The following is a 17,148-nucleotide window of genomic DNA, read 5'->3' on the forward strand; positions in this document are numbered from 1 at the left end:
GAGCCCGACGAGCCGTTGCCCCCGCCGGACTCACCCGCTCGCGGGCGTCCCGGTTCGTTCGGTGAACTCACCTGGGGCTCCTTAGCTCAGTGCCTACCGCTGGAGGCAGTCGATGCGGCGTCACGACTCGTCCGACTCGTCCGACTCGTCCGACTCAACTGACTCGTCCGCTGCGTCATCGTCGGCATCCTCTTCGGCGTTGCGCGCAACGGCAATCAGTGTGTCGCCTTCGCCGAGGTTCATCAAGCGAACCCCCTTGGTCTGCCGTCCGGCCTTGCGCACCTGACGTGCCGCGGTCCGGATGACACCTCCGCCGGAGGTGATGGCGTACAACTCAGTCTCGTCGTCGACGATCAACGCTCCGACCAGAGTGCCACGTTTGCGGTCGTACTGGATGGTGAGGATGCCTTTGCCGCCGCGGCCCTGTGCCGAGTACTCCTCGATCGCCGTCCGCTTGGCGTAGCCGCCCGACGTCGCCACCAGCAGGTACGTGCCCTCACGCACGACGTTCAGCGACAGCAGTTGGTCCTCTTCGTTGAACCGCATGCCCTGCACACCCGAGGTGGCCCGGCCCATCGGACGTAGCGCCTCGTCGGTCGCCGAGAACCGGATCGACTGGCCCTTGGCGGAGACCAGCAGTAGGTCCTCATCGGCCGAGCACAGCACCGCACCCACCAACTCGTCGCCGTCACGCAGGTTGACCGCGACGATGCCGCCGGAGCGGTTGGAGTCGAAGTCGGTCAGCTTGGACTTCTTGACCAGTCCCTTGCGGGTTGCGAGCACCAGGTAGGGCGCATCCTCGTAGCTCTTGATCTGGATGACCTGGGCGATGCGCTCCTCCGGCTGGAAGGCCAGCAGGTTCGCGACGTGTTGACCGCGCGCCGTCCGCGACGCCTCCGGCAGGTCGTACGCCTTGGCGCGATACACCCGACCCTGCGTGGTGAAGAACAGGATCCAGTCGTGCGTCGAGCAGACGAAGAAGTGGTTGACGATGTCGTCCTGCTTGAGCCCCGCGCCCTGGACGCCCTTGCCGCCACGCTTCTGGCTGCGGTACAGATCCGACTTCGTGCGCTTCGCGTACCCCGTCTCAGTGATCGTGACGACGACCTCTTCGCGGGCGATGAGGTCCTCGTCGGCGACGTCGCCGTCGGCCGGGATGATCCGGGTGCGACGGTCGTCGCCGTACTTGTCGGCGAGCTCCTTGAGCTCATCGTGGACGATGGCCCGCTGCCGCTCCGGCTTGGCGAGGATGTCTTCGAGGTCGGCGATCTCGGCTTCGATCTTGGCCAGGTCGTCCACGATGCGCTGACGTTCCAGAGCGGCCAGCCGCCGCAACTGCATATCGAGGATCGCCTGCGCCTGGATCTCGTCGACGTCGAGGAGCTCGATCAGGCCGGCCCGCGCGACATCGACGTTCGCCGACGCCCGGATGAGCGCGATGACCTCGTCGAGCGCGTCGAGCGCCTTGACCAGACCGCGCAGGATGTGGGCCCGCTCGTTGGCCTTGCGCAGCCGGTAGGTGGTCCGCCGGACGATGACGTCCAACTGGTGGACGACGTAGAGCCGGATCAGCTGATCAAGGCGCAGCGTGCGCGGGACACCGTCGACGATCGACAGCATGTTCGCGCCGAAGCTGGTCTGCAGCTGGGTGTGCTTGTAGAGGTTGTTGAGCACCACCTTGGCCACGGCATCGCGCTTGACCTCGACGACGATCCGCAACCCGACACGGTCGCTGCTCTGGTCCTCGATGTTCGAGATGCCGCCGAGCTTGCCGTCGCGCACCTGGTCGGCGATCGAGGTGATGAAGTTGTCGTGGTTCACCTGATAGGGGAGCTCGGTGATGACCAGCAGCGTGCGGCCCCGCTGGTCCTCCTCGACCTCGACCACGCCGCGCATCCGGATGGACCCGCGGCCCGTGGTGTACGCGTCGTGGATGCCCTGCGAACCGACGATCAGACCGTAGGTCGGGAAGTCGGGTCCCTTGACCCGCTCGGTGACCGCAGCCAGCGTGGTCTCTTCGTCGGCCTCGTAGTTGTCCAGGCACCAGAACACGGCCTCGGCGAGCTCACGGAGATTGTGCGGCGGCATGTTGGTGGCCATGCCGACCGCGATGCCTCCGGAGCCGTTGGCCAGCAGGTTCGGGAACCGGCTGGGCAGAACCGTCGGCTCCTGCACCCGGCCGTCGTAGTTCGGGATGAAATCGACTGTCTCCTCGTCGATTTCACGCAGCATCTCCATCGCCAGGGGAGTGAGCCGCGCCTCTGTGTTGTGGCTGACGAATCCATTCGTGATGAACGAGTGGTCGTCCGTATCGACGCGCAAGCTGTAGACCGGCTGAACACCCGCGTCTACGACGCTCGTGACTCGCGCGTAGTAGAAGCGGCCGTCGGTAAGGTCCTGCGCAATCGACCTGACGTCAGCGTCTGCGATGTGCGAGAGGATCTCATCGCGGTCACGTTCCCAGCGACTGAGTCGGTCGATGTTGTGCTTATGCAACCACTCCTTGTCCACCCAACGCCCACCGCTTTGTGTTCTGACGAAATTGGCCAATCCAGGCACGTGGTCGCCGTCGAGCCCTGCTGCACGCTCCGGCAATGCCGCGAGAATCTGCTGGAGCTTCCGCTGTTTGGCTCCACCGAATCCGATTTGGCTTGCGAAGGACTCCGCGTGGGCGCGGTTGGTGATGACCACCTTGTGCTCGCCTGTGGCGTGCAAGTAGCGGCGGGACACCACCCCGAATTCCAGCAGCAGCTGGTGCACGTCATCCGCCAGTTGGCTGCTACGGGTTGAATATGAGACCTGAACAGTGCTGCGTGGTAGCGCTGAGCAGGAACCATCGCCTTCAAAGAGCGCTTGGAGGAATGCCCGTTTCACGACCGCTGCTGAGTGCCATAGCCACTCGGGCACGGCCTTGGCAGCGGAGCGTTGATCGACCAGACACGCAAGCCGACTCTGGCGCAGCGCGGCCAGATTTTGAATGTCGAGTTCGAGCAGCCGCGAGCCCGATGCGATGGTGCGCTCGGAAACGTAACGTGTACCGCCTACGACAGCGTCGTAGGCGGCGACCACCATGTTGAAGTAGTCGCGGTCCAAGTTGTTGAATCCCGCTCGCGACTGCGAGACGAAACCCTCGCTGACAAACGCGCCGAGTAGCAGCGCCTCTAGCGTTTCGAACCACTCCGCTGAGCCGAATTCCGCAGGTTGCGTCCGTTGAATGGCGACTCGGTCGTTCGGTCGTATCTCTTCGATCAACTTCCACAACAGCGTAGGGACTCCGGCCACATCGACCAGGCAGAGCACAGGGTGGTTTGCGGTGCCCGTTACCGAGTACCCCTCGGCAGTGGTCACGGTGAACGTCTCGTGATCACCCGAGTGGAACAACCTGTCGGCAACCACAGGATTGCCGTTGCGGTCGAGCACCTTCAGATCGACGACGTTGTCCGAATTCGGTTTGGCATTCGGAACGATGTCCGCGATACGCACGGAATGCCCGAAAGGCAAGCGCACCAGCGCGTCACCGCTGACGCAGTACCTCATCGCGGCCGGGGGATCGTTGCCCGGCGAGCCGAAGTTGCCCTGGCCGTCCACAAGTGGATAACGCAACGACCACGGCTGGGCCATGCGGACCAGGGTGTCGTAGATCGACGAGTCACCGTGGGGGTGGTAGTTGCCCATCGTCTCGGCAACCGAGCGTGCGGATTTCGCGTGTCCGCGGTCCGGGCGGAATCCCGAGTCGTACATCGCGTACAGCACCCGGCGGTGCACCGGCTTGAGGCCGTCGCGGACCTCGGGGAGGGCACGGCCGACGATCACGCTCATCGCATAGTCGATGTAGCTGCGCTGCATCTCCTGCTGGATGTCGACCGGCTCGATGCGGTCGGTGGTGGCGTCGTCGTCGCCGGGGGGCAGGGTCGTGTCGGTCATACGCTCCTCGCTCGTCTATGAGCAGCTGGGGGGAAAAGGTCAAACGGCTTCAGACATCCAAGAAACGAACGTCTCTCGCGTTTCGGGTGATGAAGCTGCGGCGCGCCTCGACGTCCTCGCCCATCAGGATGGAGAACAGTTCGTCGGCCGCCGCGGCGTCGTCGAGGGTGATCCGGCGCAGCACGCGGGCACTGGGATCCATGGTGGTCTCCCAGAGTTCCTTGGCGTCCATCTCGCCGAGACCCTTGTAGCGCTGGATCCCGTCTTCGGTGTTGATCCGTTTGCCTGCCGCGCGTCCTGCCTCGAGCAGTCCGTCGCGTTCGCGGTCGGAGTAGGCGAACTCGGGCTCGCTGCGCTGCCACTTCAGTTTGTACAGCGGCGGCTGGGCCAGGAAGACGTGCCCATTCTCGATGAGCGGCTTCATGAATCGGAACAGCAGCGTGAGCAACAACGTGGAGATGTGCTGGCCGTCGACGTCGGCGTCGGCCATCAGCACGATCTTGTGATACCGCAGCTTGGCGATGTCGAACTCGTCGTGGATGCCGGTGCCCAGCGCGGTGATGATGGCCTGGACCTCGGTGTTCTTCAGCACCCGGTCGATGCGGGCCTTCTCGACGTTGATGATCTTGCCGCGCAACGGCAGGATCGCCTGGTACATCGAATCGCGGCCGCTCTTCGCCGAACCCCCGGCCGAATCACCCTCCACCACATACACTTCCGACAGCACCGGATCAGTGGAGCGGCAGTCGGCGAGCTTGCCGGGCAGGCCCCCGATGTCGGTGGCGCTCTTGCGGCGCACCAACTCCCGAGCCTTACGGGCGGCCATACGGGCTTGCGCCGACGAAACCGCCTTGTTGACAACGGTCTTCGCTTCAGCCGGGTTCGCCTCGAACCAGTGCGACAACTGCTCGTTGCAGATCTTCTGCACGAAGGACTTGACCTCGGTGTTGCCGAGCTTGGTCTTGGTTTGACCCTCGAACTGCGGATCGCTGACCTTCACCGAGATCACGGCCGCCAGACCTTCGCGGATGTCGTCGCCGGTGAGGTTGGGGTCTTTCTCCTTGAGGAGCTTCTTGTCCTTCGCGTACTTGTTCACCACCGTGGTGAGCGCACTGCGGAAACCCTCTTCATGCGTGCCGCCCTCGTGGGTGTTGATGGTGTTCGCGAAGGTGTGCACCGACTCCGAGTAGCCGGCGTTCCACTGCATCGCGATCTCGACCTCGTGGCCGGGTCCCTTGCCGTCGAAGTCGATGATGCTCTGTTGAATCGGGGTCTTCGTGCGGTTGATGTGCTTGACGTAGTCGACCAGACCGCCCGGGTAGTGGAAGGTGCGGTGCTTCACCTTGTGCGGACCCTTGGCCTCCGCTTCCTTCTCGTCGGCGGACTTCGGTGCCTCGGCGGTGTCGCTGACGACCTCGTCGACCACTTCCTCGGCGGTGACGCGTTCGTCGGTGAGCTCGATGGTCAGGCCCTTGTTGAGGAACGCCATCTCCTGCAGGCGGCGGGCGACGGTCTCGAAGTCATAGACAGTCGTCTCGAAGATGTCGGGGTCGGCCCAGAACCTGATGGTGGTGCCGGTCTTGTTCGACGGGCCGCCCTGTTTGAGCGTGCCGGGAACCGAGCGGTCGTAGTACTGGAACCACTCGTGGCCGTCGCGCAGGATCGTGGCCTCGAGCCGGGTCGACAGCGCGTTGACGACGGAGACGCCGACACCGTGCAGACCGCCACTGACGTTGTAACCACTGTTCTCGCCACCGAACTTGCCGCCGGCATGCAGCTGGGTCATGACGACGTCGACCGTCGGCGCCCCGCTGGAGTGCATCTCGACGGGGATGCCGCGACCGTCGTCGGTGACCTGGACGCTGCCGTCGCCGAGGATCTTGACGTCGACCCTGCTGGCGTAGCCGGCCATGGCTTCGTCGATCGCGTTGTCGACGACCTCCCAGACCAGGTGGTGCAGGCCGCGCTCACCGGTGGAACCGATGTACATGCCGGGACGTTTTCGGACGGCTTCCAGACCCTCCAGAATGGTGATGGCGGAAGCGCCATACTCTTTAGAAGCAGTCTTCTTCTGGGCAGCCACGTGGAACGCGTCTCCTTGGGGTTCGCAAGCGAGGAACGAAGGTCCCTCGCGGATCTCTCCTCGAGTCTACCGTCAGGCACCGCCTGCACTGACCCTGAGGCGGCGTTTCTGCACACCTATTTGCGCCGCCTACGGAATTTTTCGAATATCGACAAGTCTGGACGCTTGAGAGTTGTGGATAAAAGCCTGTCGGCGCTCTCAGACAGTGGTAGGGGAGTCGACTCAGCCGTAGGTGTCCCGCGGGCCCCGCCCCGGTACCCGGTACGGCCCCTTCTTCCACGACGGGCCCACCGGACCGACGATCTTCAGCGACGTGACCACCCCGTCTCCGACGGCGGCGGCGATCTTGGCCAGCAGCTGGGCCTGCACCATCCGCAGCTGGGTCGCCCAGGCGGTCGACTCGGCCGACACGGTCAGCACACCTTCGTTCAGCGACGTCGGAGTGGCGTGAGCGGCGATCTGATCCCCGACGACCGACCGCCACCGGCCGAACACCGAGCCCTCGGCAACACGACCGTTCCAACCGCGGTTGCGCGCGAGATCACTGGTGGCCGCACCGAGCAGTTGTGGATCCCGCCCGTCAGGTCCCGGACCCGACCACCGCCGTCTGCTGTTGCCGGCTACCCGGCGCGGGGCGGGGGAGGTGCGGCCGCGACCGACGTTCTTGCCCTGGGTGCGCGCCGCACCACGTGCTTCTTCCAGCGTCCTTCGCACCAGATCCATGCCCTTCATCCGGGCGAGGTCGGGAGGGGGACCTACGGGATCGTCGTCCTCACCGGTCATGCCTGCACCGCCGAGAGTCGACCGGCGTCGCCGTCGCTCATGGTGATGCCGATCCGCCGAACGTCCCAGTCCGCGGGGATGTCCTCGTTGACCGCAGCGGTCACGAGGACCTGCTCGGCGGTGGCCGCGACTTGGGCCAGTGCCGAGCGCCGAGCGCTGTCGAGTTCGGCGAACACATCGTCGAGCAACAACACCGGATCACTTCCTTCCGCGCGCAGGAGTTCATAGGCGGCCAGCCGCAACGCCAGCGCCACCGACCATGACTCTCCGTGGCTGGCAAACCCTTTCGCCACCTGATCACCGAGGCGCAGTTCCAGATCATCCCGGTGTGGCCCGACAAGGCATACGCCACGTTCCAATTCGGCGTCGCGGCGGCGGCTCATCGCTTCCAGCAGTGCGGCCTCGTACACGGCCGGATCTGCGTTGCCCGCCGTCGCTTCACTCTCCACCACGTCGACCCCGCTGCGATAGCGGATCGTCGCGGGACGCGAATCCGGGGCCAGAAGCTGATACGCCTTCTCCACCTCCGGAGCCAACTCAGTCACGAGTTCCACACGCGCGGTGATCAATTGGGCACCGTGAGCGGCCAGGTACCCATCCCACACATCGAGGGAGTCCAATGCGCCCCGGTCACCGCGATGACGGGCACCGGCGGCGGTCTTGAGCAGGGCGGTGCGTTGTCTGACGACTTTGTCGTAGTCCGCACGTACCCCGGCGATCCTCGGGCGGCGCGTCGTAGCCAGTTCGTCGAGATAGCGCCGGCGTTCACTCGGGTCGCCGCGCACCAGGGACAGGTCCTCCGGTGCGAACAGGACCGCCCGCAGCGCGCCGAGAATTTCGCGTGCCGACCGCACCGGTGATCTGTTCAGCCGAGCCTTGTTGGCCCGCCCGGAGGTGATGTCCAGATCGACGGCGAGTTCCCGGCCGTCGTTCACCACGATGGTCGACACGACAGCACGATCAGCACCGGAACGGATCAATGGCGCGTCGGAGGCTACCCGATGCGAGCTCAGCGTCGATGAATACCACAGAGCTTCAATGAGATTCGTCTTTCCGAACCCGTTCGAGCCGACGAAGACCGTCCGGCCGGGTTCGAGGTCGAGTTCGACACGCTCCCAGGAACGGAAGTCGGTCAGGGCAAGGTGGCGTACGTACACCGAAACACCCCGGTCACCCGGACTCGCTCACTCTCTTGACTGCGTGGCCGCCGAACTGGTTGCGCAGTGCGGCAACTGCCTTCATCGTCGGTGAATCATCTTGCCGAGAAAGGAATCTCGCAAACAAGGCGGCCGCGATGCTAGGGACGGGGACCCGAAGCCGGATGGCCTCCTCCACCGTCCACCGGCCTTCACCGGAATCATCGGTGTAGCCGCTGATGTCGTTGAGACCCGGATCTTCCTTCAGCGCTTTGGCAAGCAGCTGCTGCAGCCAGGAACGCACCACGGTGCCATTCGTCCATGCTTGGTAGACGGCTTGCGGATCTTTGACGAGATCCTCGGCGGCCAGCATCTCGTAACCCTCGGCGTACGCGGTCATCAATGCGTACTCGACCCCGTTGTGCACCATCTTGGCGAAGTGACCCGCCCCTACCGGTCCCACGTGGACGAACCCGTCCTCTTGGGGACCCGGCGGCCGCAACGTCTCGAAGATCGGCATCGCTCGCTCGATGTCGGCATCACTGCCTCCGACCATCAACCCGTAACCTTCGGCCAGGCCCCAGACTCCGCCGGAAACTCCCGCGTCGATGAATCCGATGCCGTTGTCCGCCAACAACTTCGCGTGAGGAGCGTCTTCGGTGTACCGCGAGTTGCCGCCGTCGATGACCAGATCTCCGTCACTGAGAACCTTCGCCAGCTCCGAGATGGTCTGATCGGTCACGGTGCCGGAAGGCACCATCACCCACACCACCCGCGGCGACTCCAGGGCGGCGGCCAGGGCGCTCAACGATTCGACGTCAGAGACTTCCGGCCGGGGGTCGTATCCGACCACCTCGTGTCCGCCGTCGCGGAGCCGAGCCCGCATGTTGAAACCCATCTTGCCGAGGCCGATGAGACCGAGTTGCATGTCAGGTGTCCCTTCCGCTGTCGGTGCGTCGGTCAGCCAGGAAGGCGTACCGGCATCAACAGATAGACATAGTCGGTTTGAGCCGCCGGAAAAGGTCCGGAACTTCCGGCGGCGCCATCATCGTCGCCCGCCGGACGCAACACCGCCGGCCGACTGGGTGTGGTGAAGCCGAACGTCACCCGCTCGGCGTGCAGCGAACCGAGGCCGTCGGTGAGATACGTCGGGTTGAAGGCGATCGTCAGTGGATCTCCGGAAAACTGCACGGGCAGGTCTTCTTCGGCTTTTCCGACGTCGTCGGCGCCGGCCGACAGCCGCAGAACGTCGTCGGCGAACTCCATCCGAACCTGTGCCCCACGGTCGGCGACGAGCGCGACGCGCTTGATCGCCTCGGTCAGCTCGGCGACGGCCATGGTGGCCATGGCCGTGTGTTCTCCGGGCAGCAGCTGGCGGAACTTCGGGAACTCAGCATCCAGCAGTCGGGTCGTGCTGCGCTTTCCTTTGCTGCGAATACCGAGCAGTCCCTCTTTGCCGACTGCCGAACCCGCCCCGAGCGCCAGGTGCACTTCCTCGCCGTCGGTGCCGGCCTTGGCAGCTTCTGCCAGTGTCTTCGCCGGCACCAGCACTGCTGCTTCGACCCCTGCGGAGTCGGTGGACCAGGTCAATTCCCGCACGGCGAGGCGGAACCGATCGGTGGCGGCCAAAACCACCTTCTCGCCGGATATCTCGACGCGGATACCCGTCAGCATGGGCAGGGTGTCGTCGCGGCCGGCCGCCACCGCCACCTGCCCGATCGCCTCGGCGAACAGGTTCGACGACACGACACCGGTCTCATCGGGCAGTGTGGGCAGCGTCGGATAGTCCTCGACCGCCATCGTCGGCAGGGAGAAGCGGGCGCTACCGCAGGTCAGCGCCACCCTCGTGCCTTCGACGCTGACGTCGACCGGTTTGGCCGGCAGGGAACGCACGATGTCGGACAGCAGCCGTCCGGAAACCAAAACGCTTCCTGGAGAAGCGATCTCGGCCGGGATCTGCACTTCTGCGGAAACTTCGTAGTCGAATCCAGAAACCGTCAGTCCCTCGTCGGATCCGGTGAGCAGCACACCTGCCAGCACGGGCACTGTCGGCCTGGAGGGGAGATTGCGGGCAACCCAGGCGACCGCGTCGGCAAAGTCTTCGCGGGTCAGCCGAAACTTCAAATCCGTGAGACCTGCCGTCGCCACGTCCATAACGTCCCTTCGATGCACACCCCGACAAAAGCGTCAATCAGCGGTTTCCCGGATCGCACACCGCGCCGCCCCGGCGCGCTACGACGACCGCAACGGCTGTCGATGAACCACCGTAGAGCTTTCGGGCTCAACTTGAAAGCTAATCCATCGGGCTGACATGCGGGCGACGAACGGCCATCAGTCCAGGGTGGATGTGTGTTTCCCCAGGGCGCTTCTTCTAAACGAAATCTATAGATATCTAAGAGCAACAGTAATAGGTCCTGTGGAAACTGTGCATAGGGGTGGTTCGTCGCTGGCAGGTGGGCACGGCGGGGTGTTGGCGGCTTGTGGATGGTGGAAGAACAAGTTTGAGGTGCCTGGGGATGCACTCGTGGTTGGGGACCGAGCCGGCCACGATTCGGCGGTTGACAGGTGTCTGTGCACAGGTCGGTGCACAGACCGAAGCTGTGGCGGTTGGGAACACAGTGACGGAAGTTTTTTGAGATTTTGTCAGCAGGAGACATGCATGGAGGCATGAATGTGCCGTGGGAGGCACGAATGACAGGCCGACGGTCAGCGCTTGGCGCGCTGCCGGATCCTGGTGGTGAGCTCTTTGACGTGATCGAAGATCTCGCGACGCTCGGCCATCTCAGCGCGAATCTTCTTCTCCGCGTACATGACCGTGGTGTGGTCTCGCCCGAACGCCTGGCCGATCTTGGGCAGTGACAGGTCGGTGAGCTCACGGCACAGGTACATCGCGATCTGACGTGACTGCGCCAGTGCACGGGTTTTTCCGGGTCCCCGGAGCTCCTCGATGCTGGTTTCGAAGTACTCAGCGGTGGCGGCCATGATGGCGGCGGTGCTGATCTGCATCGTGGAGGAGTCCGAGATCAGATCGCGCAGCACGATTTCGGCCAGCGACTTGTCGATTGGAGTCTTGTTCAGCGAGGCGAACGCGGTGACTCGGATCAGGGCGCCCTCGAGTTCGCGGATGTTGCGTTCGATGCGGCTGGCGATCAACTCCAGAACGTCATCGGGGACGTCGAGGCGATCCATCTGAGCCTTCTTGCGCAGGATCGCGATTCGGGTTTCCAGCTCGGGCGGTTGGACGTCGGTGATCAGTCCCCACTCGAACCTGGTCCGCAACCGGTCCTCGAGGGTGGCGAGCTGCTTGGGAGGCCGATCGGAGGAGATGACGATCTGTTTGTTCGCGTTGTGCAGCGTGTTGAAGGTGTGGAAGAACTCTTCCTGGATGCCGTCCTTGCCTTCGATGAACTGAATGTCATCCACCAGCAGCACGTCGATGTCCCGATAGGTGCGCTTGAACGATGCCCTGCGGTCATCGCGCAGGGAGTTGATGAAGTCGTTGGTGAATTCCTCGGTGGAGACGTACTTGACCCGCATCCCGGGGAACAGTCGCTGGGCGTAGTTGCCGGCCGCGTGCAGCAGATGGGTCTTGCCCAGCCCCGATTCCCCCCAGATGAAGAGGGGGTTGTACGCGCGGGCCGGCGCTTCGGCGATCGCCAGCGACGCAGCGTGGGCGAATCTGTTCGAGGAACCGATGACAAACGTGTCGAAGGTATAGCGACGATTGAGGTTGATCGCGGTGTCATCGTCGGTGGCGGAGCTGTTGGCTCGCCGGGAGAAGTACGTCGGCCAACTTTCCTCGGCACTGGCGCGCGCGGCCTGATCTTCATCGACGTCGTCTTCGGCGTCCAGATTGTCCTCGGGTTCCGGTGCCGGGGGTGGTTCCCGAAATCCGTTGTGGACGTCGTCGCCCTCAGCGGCGGGATCGGCGATGCGGACCCCGAGTTCGACGCGCTGTCCGAGTTGGCGACTCAGGGCCGTGACGATGGGTTCGCGAAGATGGCGTTCGATCTCGTTCTGGACGAAGGGTGTGGGAACCGACAGCAGCGCGAACCCCTCGGTGATCACCAGGGGGCGGACCAGCTTGAGCCAGGCGCGCTGCTGCGGGGTGAGAGATCCATTGGCGGTGCCACCGTCGCCGTTGAGCTCGGCGACGACGGTGTTCCAAATGGCGACGAACGGGGGATCGGGGTCAGCCGTCAACGACACGCACCCCCTAGCGGCCGGCCCAGGGACGGCCAAATCGACGAGAAGAACTGTCCACAAAGTTATCCACAGGTTGTGGAGAAAGGACGTTCGTCGCCGTCTGGTTGTCTACCGGCGGTGATGCCGCTGGCCGGAGCTCGTCACTGGGGAGGTGCATCCCTGCATTTCCAGTGGGCTCGCGACGGAGTGGGCATCCTCGCTTCGTTGTCTTTCGCCGTTCCGAGGTGGAATCGGCATTGGCAGAAGCTAACAGTTTTCTCTCCGAGTGCCAACAGTTCTGCAACATTGTGGGGGGTCGAATTCTGTGCTGGCTCAATCGTTCCAGATGAGCGTGACTGCTGTGGTTGATGTGATGTCGCTGACGCGGTCTGGACAGCCGGAACGCAGGTTTGACCCAGCGAATTCTCGTCAGTACCCTCGAACAGTCGCCCGCACGTGGCGATACGGCTGCGACCCGGCCCCGCCGGGGGCCGCGCCGGTTAGTAATGCGAGACGGACGAGCTTACCAACGGCCGACCGCGTCACGCCTGTGATGACTGAGTTCATGCGGGCGGAGCGTGGGGGCCAGACCCAACAAGGAGTGACTGTCGTGGCCAAGGGCAAGCGGACTTTTCAGCCCAACAACCGCCGCCGCGCGCGGGTGCACGGTTTCCGGCTGCGGATGCGCACGCGCGCCGGTCGGGCCATCGTGTCCGCTCGGCGCGGCAAGGGCCGTCGTTCACTGACTGCGTGACGCGGCGCAGGGTCTGACGCGGTGCTTCCCGCGCAGTACCGGATGACGCGGTCGGCCGAGTTCGGTCTCACAGTGAGTCGCGGAAAGCGCGCCGCCCAACCCGACATCGTGGTGTACACGCGGTCGGATGACAGCGGTGCGCCCGGGCCCCAGATCGGTCTCGTCGTCTCCAAAGCAGTGGGAAATGCAGTCGTCCGGCATCAGGTATCCCGTCGGCTCCGGCACGTCGCCCGTACGGTCATCGAGGATCTGGGTTCGGCCGATCGAGTGGTGATCCGGGCGCTACCGGGTAGCCGCGAGGCGCCCTCACCGCGGCTTGAACAGGAACTGCGGACGGCACTTCGACGCATCAAAGAGCGTTCCGGGGGCACGAGATGACCGTCCGCTCGGTCGGTGCCAGGGGCCTCATCGCGGTGATCCAGTTCTATCGGAACGCGGTCTCACCGCTGCGACTGCCGACCTGTCGGTTCACGCCGACCTGCAGCCAGTACGCCGTCGACGCGTTGACCGAGTTCGGTCTGATCAGAGGGGGATGGCTGGCCCTGGTACGCCTCCTCAAATGTGGGCCGTGGCATAACGGAGGATGGGATCCGATACCGGATCGAGAAGCCGACCGCGGTGAAGCCCAGAGTGACTGTGGCGTAGCCGACCACCGGACCAGCACGGCGCAGCAATGGGAGAGTCAAACGCGTGTTTAATTGGTTGAGCCTCGACATCATCTACTACCCGGTGTCGGCGATCATGTGGGTCTGGTACAAGGCTTTCGCCTTCCTGCTGGGGCCATCGAACTTCTTCGCCTGGGCGTTGTCGGTGATGTTCCTGGTCTTCACGCTCCGCGTGATCCTGTACAAGCCGTTCGTCCGGCAGATCCGCACCACGCGGCAGATGCAGGAACTGCAACCGCAGATCAAGGCGCTGCAGAAGAAGTACGGCAAGGACCGGCAGCGGATGGCGCTGGAGATGCAGAAGCTCCAGAAGGAACACGGGTTCAACCCGATCCTCGGCTGCCTGCCGATGCTTGCCCAGATCCCGGTGTTCCTCGGCCTCTATCACGTGCTGATGTCCTTCAACCGGACGCAGACCGGGATCGGCAGGCTCGGCCTGTCGGTGGAGGAGAACCGGAGCCTGGGCAACTACTTCTTCAGCGCCACCGACGTGGGTCATTTCCTGGACGCGAATCTGTTCGGGGCGCCGCTCGGTGCGACCATGATCCAGAAGCACGGCCTGGACGCCTACACCGAGTTCTATCGTCCGGCGGTGGTCGCCGTCGGCGTTCCGATCATGATCGCAGCGGGCATCGCGACCTACTTCAACAGTCGGGCGTCGGTCTCCAGGCAGACTCCGGAAGCCGCAGCCAATCCGCAGACCGCGATGATGAACAAGCTCGCGCTCTACGTCTTCCCGCTCGGTGTGGTGGTGGGTGGCCCGTTCCTGCCCCTGGCGATCATCATGTACTGGCTCGCAAACAACATCTGGACCTTCGGTCAGCAGCACTACGTGTTCGGCAAGATCGAGAAGGAAGAAGAGCAGAAGAAGATCGAGGCACTGGAACGCCGCGCGGCGAATGCGCCGGCTCCGGGAGCCAAGCCCGGTCGAAAGAAGAAGGCCGCAGTCGAGCTCGGAGCTGATGCAGCCGACCCCGCCCAGGACGGGACCTCACCCGAGGGTGACGGCGCCGCGGGATCGAAGGGCGGGGCGACGGCCGCGCCGGAATCGCCGAACGGCACTCAGGACTCCGCAAAACCAGCAGCGCGGAATGGGGCGGTCAGCCGTACCCCAAAACCCGGCGCTCGGCCGAAGAAGCGGAAACGTTGACGCGCGGGTGACCGCGAACGAGGGAGAGGTGTTTGTCATGACCAACGCAGAAGCCACCACCGCTGACACTGCGGAGCGCGGCGACGAGATCGATCAGCCCGACAAAGAGGCCACGGATGCCGAGAGCGGCACGGTGGATGTCGAGGACAGACTGGTGGCCGAGGGCGAGATCGCCGGCGACTACCTCGAGGAGTTGTTGGACCTGCTGGACTTCGACGGCGACATCGATCTGGATGTCGAGGGTGACCGTGCCATCGTCAGCATCGACGGTGGCGGCGACCTGACGAAGCTCGTCGGTCGCAAGGGTGAGGTGCTGGACGCGCTGCAGGAGTTGACGCGGTTGGCGGTGCACCAGAAGACCGGTGAGCGCAGCCGGCTGATGCTGGATGTCGCCCAGTGGCGGCGGCGCCGCCGTGACGAGCTGGCCGCTCTGGGAGACAAGGTCGCCCACCGCGTGCTGGAGACCGGGGAGCGCGAAGAGTTGTCACCGATGACACCGTTCGAGCGCAAGATCGTGCACGACGCTGTGGCCGCCGTGCAAGGTGTGCACAGTGAGAGCGAGGGTGTGGAGCCCTCGCGTCGCGTCGTCGTGCTGACCGACTGATCCAGAGTTACAGCGATGTAGTTCGTCGGGGGGTTGCAGTGGTGTCGGCGCGGACGGTCGGAGGATGTTTCACGTGAAACACGCGGAGGTGCCGACACCTCCCGACGCCGTGACGGCGATCTTCGGCGAGGCGACTGAGGCCGCGATCCAGTACGCACAGATCCTTGCCGGAGCCGGCGTCGAGAGGGGTCTTCTCGGTCCGCGGGAAGTGAATCGCGTCTGGGACCGGCATGTCCTCAACAGTGCCGTGGTGGCCGAACTCCTCGAACCCAACGAGCAGATCGCCGACATCGGTAGTGGTGCCGGACTGCCCGGGATACCGTTGGCGTTGGCCCGCCGGGACATCCATGTCACGCTCGTCGAACCGCTACTGCGCCGCAGCGACTTCCTGCGCGAGGTGATCGATGCACTCGGTATCGATTGTCGAGTGGTACGGGGCAGGGCCGAGGACCGAACAGTGCGCGACGAAGTGGGGGAGTCCGATGCCGTGGTGTCCCGGGCGGTGGCTTCCCTGGACAAGTTGACGAAGTGGAGCGCGCCGCTATTGCGATCCGGAGGGCGGATGCTGGCAATCAAGGGTGAGCGTGCCGAGGACGAGGTCCGCGAACATCGCCGCGCGATGACAGCACTGGGCATGACCGAGGTGAAGGTGACGAGATGTGGCGCTCGATTCGTGGATCCACCCGTGACGGTGGTCGTAGGGTTTCAGGGGGCGTCGCGGAGAGGCCGGCCGGCGGGAGGGAGGCACAGATGAGTTCCGTTCCCGAGCCGTCGAAGCCGCGGGCTCAGCAGGACGATGTTTCACGTGAAACGTGGGATTCGCAGAATGCCGATACGCCGATCGGCGCCGAGGCCGAGCGGGCGGTCCGACTCATGCAGGCGGCAACGCAGGGGCAACTTCCCCGACCGACTCGGCAACGTGTCTTCACCATCGCCAACCAGAAGGGCGGCGTAGGAAAGACCACTACGGCGGTCAACATCGCCGCGGCCCTGGCACTGCAAGGGCTGCGCACGCTCGTCATCGACCTGGATCCGCAGGGGAACGCAAGCACCGCGCTGGGCATCGAGCACCGGCCGGGCACCCCGTCGTCGTACGAGGTGTTGATCGGTGAGATCCCCGTGGAAACCGCGTTGCAGCGCAGTCCCCACAGCGAGCGGCTGTTCTGCGTTCCGGCGACGATCGACCTCGCCGGAGCCGAGATCGAGTTGGTGAGCATGGTCGCCCGGGAGGGCCGACTACGGAGTGCATTGGCCGAACTCGAGCACCATGACTTCGACTACGTGTTCATCGATTGCCCGCCGTCGCTCGGTCTGCTGACCATCAACGCGTTGGTGGCGGCACCCGAAGTGCTCATCCCGATCCAATGCGAGTACTACGCCCTCGAGGGCGTGGGGCAGTTGCTGCGCAACATCGAGATGGTCAAGGCGCACCTGAACCCTCAACTGAACGTCACCACCGTTGTGCTCACGATGTACGACGGCCGCACGAAGTTGGCCGACCAGGTGGCGTCTGACGTGCGCGACCACTTCGGCGACAAGGTCCTCCGCACCGTCATCCCGCGCAGTGTGAAGGTGTCCGAGGCGCCGGGTTACGGAATGACGATCATCGAGTACGACCCCGGGTCGCGAGGGGCGATGAGCTACCTGGATGCGAGCCGGGAATTGGCGCAGCGGGGAGTGGAGGAGCAGTCCCGATGACTGCGTGCGGGACTGTTGTGGGCCTGGAGAGAAGAGGCAACCGATGAACAATGCGGCAAAAAAGCGGAGCGGACTTGGCCGCGGCCTCGCCTCGTTGATTCCCACCGGGCCCGCGGATGCGGACGGGCCGGCGACCACGGGTCCGCGGATGGGCGCCGCGGCGGCC

At 64.5% G+C, this 17,148-nt stretch carries 14 protein-coding genes and 1 pseudogene; 8 read left to right on the top strand and 7 right to left on the bottom strand.

Translation table 11 applies throughout. The features are described 5' to 3' along the window. Positions 1-120: 120 nt before the first annotated feature. The 7 genes from gyrA to dnaA all read right to left on the bottom strand — a co-directional run bounded on the left by gyrA (position 121) and on the right by dnaA (position 12,129). The gene (gene gyrA / locus WA965_RS07720) at positions 121-3,924 is read right to left on the bottom strand and encodes an intein-containing DNA gyrase subunit A (RefSeq protein WP_526294793.1); all 3,804 of its coding nucleotides are present in this window, start codon (positions 3,922-3,924) and stop codon (positions 121-123) included. Between the two features lie 49 nt (positions 3,925-3,973). After that, complete coding sequence (gene gyrB, locus WA965_RS07725) at positions 3,974-6,007, bottom strand: DNA topoisomerase (ATP-hydrolyzing) subunit B (protein WP_526294791.1); 2,034 nt, start codon at positions 6,005-6,007, stop codon at positions 3,974-3,976. 222 nt (positions 6,008-6,229) lie between these two features. Further along, positions 6,230-6,790, bottom strand: coding sequence for a DUF721 family protein (locus WA965_RS07730; protein WP_526294789.1), 561 nt, complete (start codon positions 6,788-6,790; stop codon positions 6,230-6,232). Continuing rightward, positions 6,787-7,947 (bottom strand): DNA replication/repair protein RecF, encoded by a 1,161-nt coding sequence (gene recF / locus WA965_RS07735; protein WP_526294787.1) that lies wholly within the window; start codon positions 7,945-7,947, stop codon positions 6,787-6,789. The genes WA965_RS07730 and recF overlap by 4 nt, the downstream gene beginning before the upstream one ends. A gap of 13 nt (positions 7,948-7,960) precedes the next feature. Continuing rightward, entirely contained in the window at positions 7,961-8,854 is an 894-nt protein-coding gene (gnd, locus tag WA965_RS07740; RefSeq protein WP_526294785.1) for a phosphogluconate dehydrogenase (NAD(+)-dependent, decarboxylating), read from the bottom strand. A 32-nt stretch (positions 8,855-8,886) separates the two neighbouring features. After that, positions 8,887-10,080, bottom strand: a complete 1,194-nt coding sequence (gene dnaN, locus WA965_RS07745; RefSeq protein WP_526294783.1) for a DNA polymerase III subunit beta — start codon at positions 10,078-10,080, stop codon at positions 8,887-8,889. Between the two features lie 552 nt (positions 10,081-10,632). Further along, positions 10,633-12,129, bottom strand: a complete 1,497-nt coding sequence (dnaA, locus tag WA965_RS07750) for a chromosomal replication initiator protein DnaA (protein ID WP_526294781.1) — start codon at positions 12,127-12,129, stop codon at positions 10,633-10,635. 592 nt (positions 12,130-12,721) lie between these two features. Here dnaA and rpmH point away from each other — a divergent pair. From rpmH to WA965_RS07790, 8 genes and pseudogenes are all read left to right on the top strand, one after another. Next, entirely contained in the window at positions 12,722-12,865 is a 144-nt protein-coding gene (rpmH, locus tag WA965_RS07755; RefSeq protein WP_073695092.1) for a 50S ribosomal protein L34, read from the top strand. Positions 12,866-12,886: 21 nt separating this feature from the next. Further along, positions 12,887-13,243 (top strand): ribonuclease P protein component, encoded by a 357-nt coding sequence (gene rnpA, locus WA965_RS07760; RefSeq protein ID WP_526294779.1) that lies wholly within the window; start codon positions 12,887-12,889, stop codon positions 13,241-13,243. After that, positions 13,240-13,563 (top strand): membrane protein insertion efficiency factor YidD, encoded by a 324-nt coding sequence (gene yidD / locus WA965_RS07765; RefSeq protein WP_526294777.1) that lies wholly within the window; start codon positions 13,240-13,242, stop codon positions 13,561-13,563. Before rnpA ends, yidD begins: the two co-directional genes overlap by 4 nt. Positions 13,564-13,606: 43 nt before the next feature. Then, entirely contained in the window at positions 13,607-14,680 is a 1,074-nt protein-coding gene (yidC, locus tag WA965_RS07770) for a membrane protein insertase YidC (protein WP_526294795.1), read from the top strand. A gap of 37 nt (positions 14,681-14,717) precedes the next feature. Next, the gene (locus tag WA965_RS07775; RefSeq protein ID WP_526294775.1) at positions 14,718-15,284 is read left to right on the top strand and encodes a Jag family protein; all 567 of its coding nucleotides are present in this window, start codon (positions 14,718-14,720) and stop codon (positions 15,282-15,284) included. Between the two features lie 73 nt (positions 15,285-15,357). Further along, positions 15,358-16,038 carry a 16S rRNA (guanine(527)-N(7))-methyltransferase RsmG gene (rsmG, locus tag WA965_RS07780; RefSeq protein ID WP_526294773.1) on the top strand — a complete coding sequence of 227 codons (681 nt, stop codon included), beginning with the start codon at positions 15,358-15,360 and terminating at the stop codon, positions 16,036-16,038. Then, positions 16,035-16,982 (top strand): ParA family protein, encoded by a 948-nt coding sequence (locus WA965_RS07785; RefSeq protein WP_526294771.1) that lies wholly within the window; start codon positions 16,035-16,037, stop codon positions 16,980-16,982. The genes rsmG and WA965_RS07785 overlap by 4 nt, the downstream gene beginning before the upstream one ends. 43 nt (positions 16,983-17,025) lie before the next feature. Next, positions 17,026-17,148: pseudogene (locus WA965_RS07790) on the top strand (ParB/RepB/Spo0J family partition protein); the annotation flags it as partial.

The organism is Mycobacterium sp. (assembly GCF_049683935.1).
GTDB lineage: Bacteria > Actinomycetota > Actinomycetes > Mycobacteriales > Mycobacteriaceae > Mycobacterium.

What these genes read in the sequence shown, in the direction of transcription:
- gyrA (WP_526294793.1), bottom strand. Translation starts at nt 3,924, where the DNA reads ATGACCGACACGACCCTGCCCCCCGGCGACGACGACGCCACCACCGAC.
- WA965_RS07730 (WP_526294789.1), bottom strand. Translation starts at nt 6,790, where the DNA reads ATGACCGGTGAGGACGACGATCCCGTAGGTCCCCCTCCCGACCTCGCC.
- gnd (WP_526294785.1), bottom strand. Translation starts at nt 8,854, where the DNA reads ATGCAACTCGGTCTCATCGGCCTCGGCAAGATGGGTTTCAACATGCGG.
- dnaN (WP_526294783.1), bottom strand. Translation starts at nt 10,080, where the DNA reads ATGGACGTGGCGACGGCAGGTCTCACGGATTTGAAGTTTCGGCTGACC.
- yidD (WP_526294777.1), top strand. Translation starts at nt 13,240, where the DNA reads ATGACCGTCCGCTCGGTCGGTGCCAGGGGCCTCATCGCGGTGATCCAG.
- yidC (WP_526294795.1), top strand. Translation starts at nt 13,607, where the DNA reads ATGTGGGTCTGGTACAAGGCTTTCGCCTTCCTGCTGGGGCCATCGAAC.
- WA965_RS07775 (WP_526294775.1), top strand. Translation starts at nt 14,718, where the DNA reads ATGACCAACGCAGAAGCCACCACCGCTGACACTGCGGAGCGCGGCGAC.
- WA965_RS07785 (WP_526294771.1), top strand. Translation starts at nt 16,035, where the DNA reads ATGAGTTCCGTTCCCGAGCCGTCGAAGCCGCGGGCTCAGCAGGACGAT.